Source organism: Mesorhizobium sp. M7A.F.Ca.AU.002.02.1.1 (assembly GCF_003998535.1).
Classification (GTDB): domain Bacteria; phylum Pseudomonadota; class Alphaproteobacteria; order Rhizobiales; family Rhizobiaceae; genus Mesorhizobium; species Mesorhizobium ciceri.
In genome coordinates this window covers 1-5124 of sequence record NZ_RZPB01000445.1, presented here as the reverse complement: position 1 = coordinate 5124, position 5124 = coordinate 1, and the positions used below count along the sequence as shown (strand labels likewise).

General features: G+C 65.1%; 5 protein-coding genes. 1 reads left to right on the top strand and 4 read right to left on the bottom strand.

Features of this window, described 5'->3' with window-relative positions; translation table 11 throughout:
- On the top strand, window positions 1-1307 hold a 1307-nt coding region (locus EN879_RS23635; RefSeq protein WP_164774544.1), incomplete at its 5' end, for a 3'-5' exonuclease.
- Between the two features lie 147 nt (window positions 1308-1454).
- Here the strand turns inward: EN879_RS23635 and EN879_RS23630 are convergent.
- The 4 genes from EN879_RS23630 to EN879_RS23615 all read right to left on the bottom strand — a co-directional run.
- Window positions 1455-2504 carry an ABC transporter permease gene (locus EN879_RS23630; RefSeq protein WP_127274277.1) on the bottom strand — a complete coding sequence of 350 codons (1050 nt, stop codon included), beginning with the start codon at window positions 2502-2504 and terminating at the stop codon, window positions 1455-1457.
- A complete protein-coding gene (locus EN879_RS23625) occupies window positions 2501-3298 on the bottom strand; it encodes an ATP-binding cassette domain-containing protein (protein ID WP_013530993.1) in 798 nt (265 codons plus the stop codon). Before EN879_RS23625 ends, EN879_RS23630 begins: the two co-directional genes overlap by 4 nt.
- Before the next feature lie 89 nt (window positions 3299-3387).
- A complete protein-coding gene (locus tag EN879_RS23620; protein ID WP_013530992.1) occupies window positions 3388-4401 on the bottom strand; it encodes a substrate-binding domain-containing protein in 1014 nt (337 codons plus the stop codon).
- A gap of 103 nt (window positions 4402-4504) precedes the next feature.
- A partial coding sequence (locus EN879_RS23615) for a sugar phosphate isomerase/epimerase (RefSeq protein ID WP_164774543.1) occupies window positions 4505-5124 on the bottom strand: 620 nt, incomplete at its 5' end.

The following is a 5124-nucleotide window of genomic DNA, read 5'->3' as shown; positions in this document are numbered from 1 at the left end:
CACTCGGCCTCAACTACCGCGTCATCGGTGGCCCGCGCTTCTACGAGCGCCTGGAAATCCGCGACGCCATGGCTTTCTTCCGTGTCGTCGCGCAGGGCGCCGACGACCTCGCTTTCGAGCGCATCGTCAATGTGCCCAAGCGCGGCTTGGGCGAAGCCACCATCCGCCAGATCCACGACACCGCCCGTGCGCTGCGCATCCCTATGCTGGAGGCCGCCGCCAAGCTCGCCGAAAGCGACGAGTTGAAGCCGAAGCCGCGCGCCGCCTTGCGCGAAGTGGCGGCCAATTTCGAGCGCTGGCAGAAGGCGCTGGAAACCACGCCGCACACCGAACTCGCCGAGACCATTCTCGAAGAGAGCGGCTACACGGACATGTGGAAGAACGACCGCTCGGTGGAAGCCCCCGGCCGGCTGGAGAACCTGAAAGAGCTGATCCGCTCGATGGAGGAGTACGAATCGCTGCGCTCCTTCCTCGAGCACGTCGCGCTGGTCATGGACGCCGAACAGAATGCCGGGCTCGACGCCGTCTCGATCATGACGCTGCATTCGGCCAAGGGCCTCGAATTCGAGACCGTCTTCCTGCCCGGCTGGGAGGAAGGCCTGTTCCCGCATCAGCGCGCGCTCGACGAAGGCGGCCGCTCCGGGCTGGAGGAAGAGCGCCGCCTCGCCTATGTCGGCCTGACGCGGGCCAAGAAGAACCTGCATATCTGGTTTGTCTCCAACCGCCAGATCCATGGCCTGTGGCAGTCGACGATCCCGTCGCGTTTCCTCGAGGAATTGCCGAACGCCCATGTCGAGGTCGCTGAAAGCGGCAACTCCTACGGCGGCTACGGCAATTCCTATGGCGGCGGTTCCTTTGCCTCCGGCCGCGGCGGCCAGGGCGCAGGACGGCAGAACCCCTATGGCGCCTCGCGCTTCGACAATGTCGGCGCCGACAGCGAAAAATCCGGCGCCTTCTCCAACACCTATGCGACGCCGGGCTGGCAGCGGGCGCAGGCCAACCGCACCGAGGCGACCGACCGCAACTGGGGTTCGCGCTCCGGCCACCAGGTCGAGCGCATCGGCTACGGCGAGACGGACAGCGGCTACGGCGCCGGCCGCACCTCGGTCAAGGGCCGCACCATCGACGGCGAACTGGTCGCCAAATCCGTCTCCGACAAGCCGTCCGCCTTCAACGTCGGCGACCGTGTCTTCCACCAGAAATTCGGCAACGGCAACATCTCGGCCATCGAAGGCAACAAGCTGACCATCGACTTCGACAAAGCCGGCCAGAAACGCGTGCTGGACGGGTTTGTCGCCGCGGTGTGAAGATGGCGTTTTCCCCGCGGAAGCCTCACCTTCGTCATCCACGGGCGAAGCAAGGAGGGTAGCGACGCGGCGCAGACCCGTGGATGACGAAGTGATTGATGTCTACGCCAATCGTCAAGGCATGCGGTCCGCCAACGAAACAGCCCCTCACCGATACCGCGCCTGATTCCATTTGTGCCCCAGCAGCGACAGGATGATGATCAGCCCGTTGAAGAACTGCACATAGAAACCGCTTAATCCCGCCGCCACGACGCCGGTCTGGATGAAGGACACGGTAACCGCGCCGATGGCGCCGCCGACGACGGTGCCGATGCCGCCCCAGGTCGGCGTGCCGCCGACGAACACCGAGGCCAGCACCGGCAGGAGATAGCCGTCGCCGGCGGTCGGCCACCAGGTGAAGTTGATCATCACCGAGAAGGTGCCGGCGATGGCCGCGCCGATGCCGACGAAGACGAACACTTTCACCCGCACACGCTTGACGTCGATGCCCATCTGCTGGGCGCTGTCTGGATTGTCGCCGACCACCCTCACCTGCGCGCCGAAGCGGTGCCGGTTGTAGAGCATCGCCGACAGCACGACGAAGCCGATGGCCCAGAAGATCTGCACCGGAACGCCCAGGACCTGGCTGGAGAAGATCGTGTAGGCCCAGCTGTCGCTGAGGCTGGTCAGCGCCATCGACTTGCCCTCGTTGATGATCTGGATCAGGCCGCGCAGCAGGAAATTCATGCCCAGCGTGGCGATCAACGACGACAGCCCGCCATAGACGACCAGCGAGCCTACCAGGAAGCCGAGCAGCATGCCGGTGACGAGTGCCGCGGCGATGCCGAGAAACGGATCGTAGCCGGCCTGCACGACCAGCGCGAAGACCCATGAGGCGAAGCCCATCGTTGCCGGAAACGACAGGTCGATCTCGCCGCAGGTGACGACGAAGACCAGCGGCACCACCACGAACAGCGCAACGGGGAGCGTCGTCAGCACCGAACGGTAGAGATACCGGGTGGTGAAAACGGTCGGGTTGGCGATCAGGAACACCGTCATCATGACGATGAACACGGCGAGCGTGCCGAGCGCGGCACGGTTGTCGAGGATGAAGCCGCGCATCCAGTGATCGGATGGGTGCCTCCATTCCTTTTGAGAACTGGGACGGGGAATGCCGGCGGACGGCTCGTGCAGGTTGGGCTCCATGGTCTTGCTCATCGTGCTCTCTGCTCCGCGTCGCCGGCATCGTGCAGCCCGGCCAATCCGCCGGGATGCGCGACCTCTTCCATGAAGTTGATGAGATCTTCGGCCGACTTGACCTCGCTGCGGTCGGTCGTCAGTGCAACCTTGCCGCGGTCCAGCACCACGAAGCGGTCGGCGATGTCGAAGACATGATGGATGTTGTGGCCGATGAACAGGATCGAGCGGCCGCTCGCCCGCACCTGGCGCACGAAATGGAACACCTTGGCGGTCTCGGTCAGCGACAGCGCCGTCGTCGGTTCGTCGAGGACGATCAGCTCGGCCTGCTTGTAGATGGCGCGGGCGATCGCCACGCCCTGGCGTTCGCCGCCCGAAAGCTGGCCGACGATCGACTGCGGCGTGAACACTTTCGAGGTGAAGCCGATCTCGCGCATCAGCCGGCTTGCCTCCTCGATCTCCTTGTTGACCCTGAGAAAGCCCATGAAGCCGGTCAGCTCGCGGCCCATGAAGATGTTGCGAACGATGGTCTGCTGCACGGCCAGCGCCCGGTCCTGGAACACCGTCTCGATGCCGGCCTCGCGCGAACGCGCCGCGCTCCACCCGGTCACCGGCTTGCCACGCACGAGGATTTCGCCGCTGGTCGGCTTGACCACGCCCGAGAGGATCTTGATCAGCGTCGACTTGCCGGCGCCATTGTCGCCGAGCAGGCCGACCACCTCGCCGCGGTCGACGCTGAGATTGACCCCGCCCAGTGCATAGACCTGGCCATAGGACTTGCTGATGTCGCGCAGTTCGATGAGGCGTTCGGCCATCGGATGCTCGCTTTCATTGTCTCGTGCCGGCGTCGTCGCCAGCGGTCCCGCCGGCCGGGGCCTGAGATCCCGGCCGGCGGCTTGGGAGGTCAGCGCAGCGCCTGCTTGGCGAGCTCGGCGACGATCTCGTAATTTTCGGGCGTGACGAAGCCGGCGCCGGTGTCGACATTCATCGGCGCCAGCCCCAGCACAACCTGCTGGCAGAGGCTGAGGATCGGCAGATAGCCCTGCAGGAACGGCTGCTGGTCGGCGGTCAATTGCACCCAGCCACCCTTGAAACCCTCGACGATCTGCGGGCTGGTGTCGAAGCCGAAATTGAAGATCTCGCCCGCCTTGCGTCCGGCCGCCTGCATATAGGTCGAGACATTGCCGAGCATCTGCCCGCCGGGATAGCCGACCGCCTTGACGTCGGGATTGTTGAGCAGCGCCGCGGTGATCACCGGAATGGCCAGGTTGGGATCGGACGCCCATTCGCCGCTCGGCGGTGAGGACAACTGGATGACCTCGACGCCGGCTTCCTTGAGCGCCGCCACCGTGCCGCGTTCGCGCGCGCCGCGACTTTCGTTTTCGAACGGACCGATCATGATCGCCTTGTCGCCGGCCTTCAGCTTGCCCAGTTTGAACGCCTCGGCGCCGAGCGCGCGGCCCTGCTGTTCCTGCTGGGCGCCGACATAGCCGCCGCCGAACGCTTCCACCACCTTCGGCACAGGCACGTTCTGGTACATCATCTTGATGCCGTCCTTGTGCGCCTGTTCGGCGAGCGGCATGATTGATGCGTCGCCCGGATGGCCCATCATGGCGATGCCGTTGGGCTTGACCGCGACGGCCTCGCGCAGTTGCTGCACCATCTTTTCGATGTCCCACTGGGAGAAGATGTAGTCGACCTTCGGCCCCAGATCGGCCTCTGCCTGCTTGGCGCCATTGTAGACGATGGTGCCGAAAGCGTCGCCCTCGGCGCCGCCGACGAAGAAGCGGATGTGGACGTCCTTGCACCATTTGGCGTCGAGCGCCTGCGCGGGCAAGGTGGAGATCGCAGCGGCAAGCACCGTGGCGGCGGCCACGACGGTCGAGCGCAGAACTGTCCTTCTCATCGTCATGCTCATGCACTTATCCTCCCTTTTTGTCCTCGCAAGCGAGGGGTTTCGACATTCGCTTCGGCAATGTGCGTTGCAGACATCCCGGCCGGCTCCTCCCGCCGGCCGATCCTCACATCGGGTTCGGCAGGTAGCTGGCCCCTCCCCGGCATTGCTTGAGATATTCCAGCGCGCGCACCTGCCCGGTGATTTCGAGATCGCCTCGATAGACAGGGTCGTGCCAGCCTTCGATGTCGATGGCGCCCTTGTATCCGGCCAGCCGCAATTCGCTGATCACCCGCGTCCAGTCGCTGTCGCCGAAGCCCGGCGTTCGCATCTGCACGAAGGGCAGCCGGCCGAACACGCCATGCTCGCGGATGACATCCCAGCGCACCGTCGCGTCCTTGCCGTGGACGTGGAAGATGCGCGGCGCCCATTTGCGGATCTGCGGCATCGGATCGATCAGATAGACGAGCTGGTGGCAGGGCTCCCATTCCAGTCCGAGATTGTCGTCCGGCACTTCGTTGAACATCAGCTCCCAGGCGTCCGGATTGTGGGCGATGTTCCAGTCGCCGGCGGCCCAGTTGCCGTCCATCGCGCAGTTCTCGAAGGCGATGCGCACGCCCTTGTCGGCGGCGCGCCTGGCCAGCGGTCCCCAGACCTCCTTGAAGCGCGGCAGGCTGTCGGTCAGCTTCTTGCCGCGCAGGCGGCCGGTGAAGCCGCTGACCATCGAGGTGCCGAACAGATGCGCAT